The following is a 2,274-nucleotide window of genomic DNA, read 5'->3' on the forward strand; positions in this document are numbered from 1 at the left end:
AACCAGTGGTTGGATTGGTGCAGGCCGTTGAAGTATTTGTTGTAGTGGCTGAGGGCGTGCGTTTCGGTCTGGTAGTGACGCAGTTCGTCCACGCTTTGCATCTGCGCGGCGACCCTTGCGCCCTCACCGGTGAACTGCCGACCCACGTGGGCAAAGCCGCGGTGTGCGTAGTACTCCAGTGGTGTCACACCCTGGATAAAGAGCTTGAGCGCGTTGACGTAGCGTGCATCGCTCACGCCAAGCTGGCCGTTGTTCTGCGCAAAGGCCTCGATCACCGCATACAGTTTTTTCTCTTTCTCACCCTGGTATTTCCAGTAGGCGTCCATGGTGAGACGGAACGGATCCTCCCATTTGTCCCAATCGTGGATCTTGATGCCTTCGTACTTGTCGTACGGGAAAACCTTTTCCATTGGCTGGTAGCTGGTTTCCCAGCCCAGGCCTCGGGTCATGGCGGCGTAGCGTTCTTTCAGGCCGAGCTTTTTCTTGTTGACACGGGTGTCCATATTTGTCTCCTTGTGAAATTCAGTGGATCAACGGCGCGCACGGCGTTCGGTCGCTGCCCCTGTGGAACTGGCTTCGCCAGGCCACTGGGAGCCTCCTGCTCCCAAAGGAGAGGGACAAGACGCAAAGCGGCGCAGGGGGTGCATTCAGTGCCTCCAGCTCAGAGTGAACTGGTCGTCGTCTTCGTCGATGTGGCCCGAGAGCGTGACGAGATTGACTTGAATGGCCTGCAGGTCGAACGGGCGACCGGTGATTTCTTCGATGGTTTGGCGCCGGATGGTCAGGCTGCCGGGGGCATCGATCTTGACCATGCCGGGCGAGTGCACCACCTTGGCTTGCTCGTTGTCGGCGGTGATGGCCTCGATCACAGGACGGGATTCTTCGTTGTCCTGGAAGGCAATGAATACGTTGGACATGGGGTGTTCCTGGTAAATAGGGCTTGAGTCAGGCCAACACGCCGGCCTTGCGGCTGCGGGCATCGAGCTTTTCGCGGGCTTCGGTCAAGGCGGCTTCACCGTGTTCAGCCAGCGCCAGGCGGGCGAGCGGCGACAGCGCTGCCTGTGCGCGGTCTGCCCAGTCACGGGTCCATTGCGCGATCAGCTGCCGGTTGGCCTCGTTTTCACCAGCGGCGGTCTTGACCACGGCATCGACCCATCGCGCGGTTTCGTCGTGCCATTCGGGCATAAACGCGGTGAGCATGGCCACGGCTGTGCCACCTTGAAGGGCGATGTGGTCATCGACAAAGCTGCCGTAGATCAGTGGGTAAAGCAGACCGTCGAGCGCCAGGTTTTGCGCCACAAAAAGTTCAAACGGGTCTTGCACCACCAGCGTGTCTTCCACGTAGCGGCGCACACCTTGCCACTCGGGGGCCTTCAGCCAGGCTTGCTTACCCACATCGAGCGCCTCGGGCTCGGCCAGTGCCAGGCCAAGACGGGTGAGGTACTGCGCCACACCCAAGTTGTCCATGGCGTGGAACATGGCGGGTGCCGTGAACGCGGTGCCAAAGCCGTAGGCCGCGATAGACGCGTTGTTCATGTTGGCGCCCCAGGCGGCATGGCGCATCGGCAGCAGAATAGCCAGCACCTTTTCCCGCACCGCGTCGGGGATCATCGACACCATGCCGCGCTGGTTGACGAACTGGAAGTTGGCCTCCACCGAGTCTTGCTGGCGTGCGCGGGTCATGGCCCAGTTGGCGTAATAGAACTGGCGAGGGTCTTTCAGCGCATACCAATCGGCGAGCTGAACCTGGCTGCGCGAGGCGTCAAAGATTTCATGCGCGGGATCCCAGGTGGGCCGGTAGTGGAAGTTGGTCATCGGCTGAGCGCCGATCGTGGCTTCCTGGTAGCGCGAGGCGGTTTTGTCGTGGCCAATGTATTTGGCAACGTGGGCAAAGGTGTTGCGCAGCGGGGTAATCTCGCGCGCCTGCAGGTCAATGTTCATCGGGTCTTGTCTCCGTTGGGTTGTTGTGGGCGGCGAACTCAGTTGTCGCGCCAGATCACCTGGTTCGTGGTGCAGAACTCATCGAACGCGGCGCTGGGCAACATCAGCTCCACCGCCAGCTCATGCCAGCCGATCGAAAACTCGAAACTGACCAGGCCGTCCGCTCGGCGCTCCAGCAGCCGTACGTACTTGCTCCGGAGATCGACGGATGGGCTTTCTTTACTGGTAGGGGGTTGATCGGTGGACATAAGCTGACTCGGTGTGGCCTCTACCTATTGCACAGGGCGTGCCTGATTGCCCGATCACAGCCATAAATCTCGATATTTAAGGGAA

At 60.2% G+C, this 2,274-nt stretch carries 3 protein-coding genes and 1 pseudogene; all 4 read right to left on the minus strand.

The genetic code is table 11. From position 1 onward, the window contains the following. A pseudogene (locus ABYB95_RS21895) lies at nucleotides 1-503 on the minus strand (phenol 2-monooxygenase); the annotation flags it as partial. Nucleotides 504-647: 144 nt separating this feature from the next. Next, nucleotides 648-917, minus strand: coding sequence for an MmoB/DmpM family protein (locus ABYB95_RS21900; RefSeq protein ID WP_372661939.1), 270 nt, complete (start codon nucleotides 915-917; stop codon nucleotides 648-650). 28 nt (nucleotides 918-945) lie between these two features. Then, nucleotides 946-1,941, minus strand: coding sequence for an aromatic/alkene monooxygenase hydroxylase subunit beta (locus ABYB95_RS21905; protein ID WP_372661942.1), 996 nt, complete (start codon nucleotides 1,939-1,941; stop codon nucleotides 946-948). Between the two features lie 38 nt (nucleotides 1,942-1,979). Then, nucleotides 1,980-2,189, minus strand: a complete 210-nt coding sequence (locus ABYB95_RS21910) for a phenol hydroxylase subunit (protein WP_372661945.1) — start codon at nucleotides 2,187-2,189, stop codon at nucleotides 1,980-1,982. Nucleotides 2,190-2,274: the final 85 nt, after the last annotated feature.

It is taken from the genome of Hydrogenophaga sp., assembly GCF_041633695.1.
Lineage (GTDB): Bacteria > Pseudomonadota > Gammaproteobacteria > Burkholderiales > Burkholderiaceae_C > Hydrogenophaga.

Bases quoted from the DNA above. Each gene is read 5' to 3' on its own strand.
- ABYB95_RS21900 (WP_372661939.1), bottom strand. From the start codon at position 917: ATGTCCAACGTATTCATTGCCTTCCAGGACAACGAAGAATCCCGTCCT.
- ABYB95_RS21905 (WP_372661942.1), bottom strand. From the start codon at position 1,941: ATGAACATTGACCTGCAGGCGCGCGAGATTACCCCGCTGCGCAACACC.
- ABYB95_RS21910 (WP_372661945.1), bottom strand. From the start codon at position 2,189: ATGTCCACCGATCAACCCCCTACCAGTAAAGAAAGCCCATCCGTCGAT.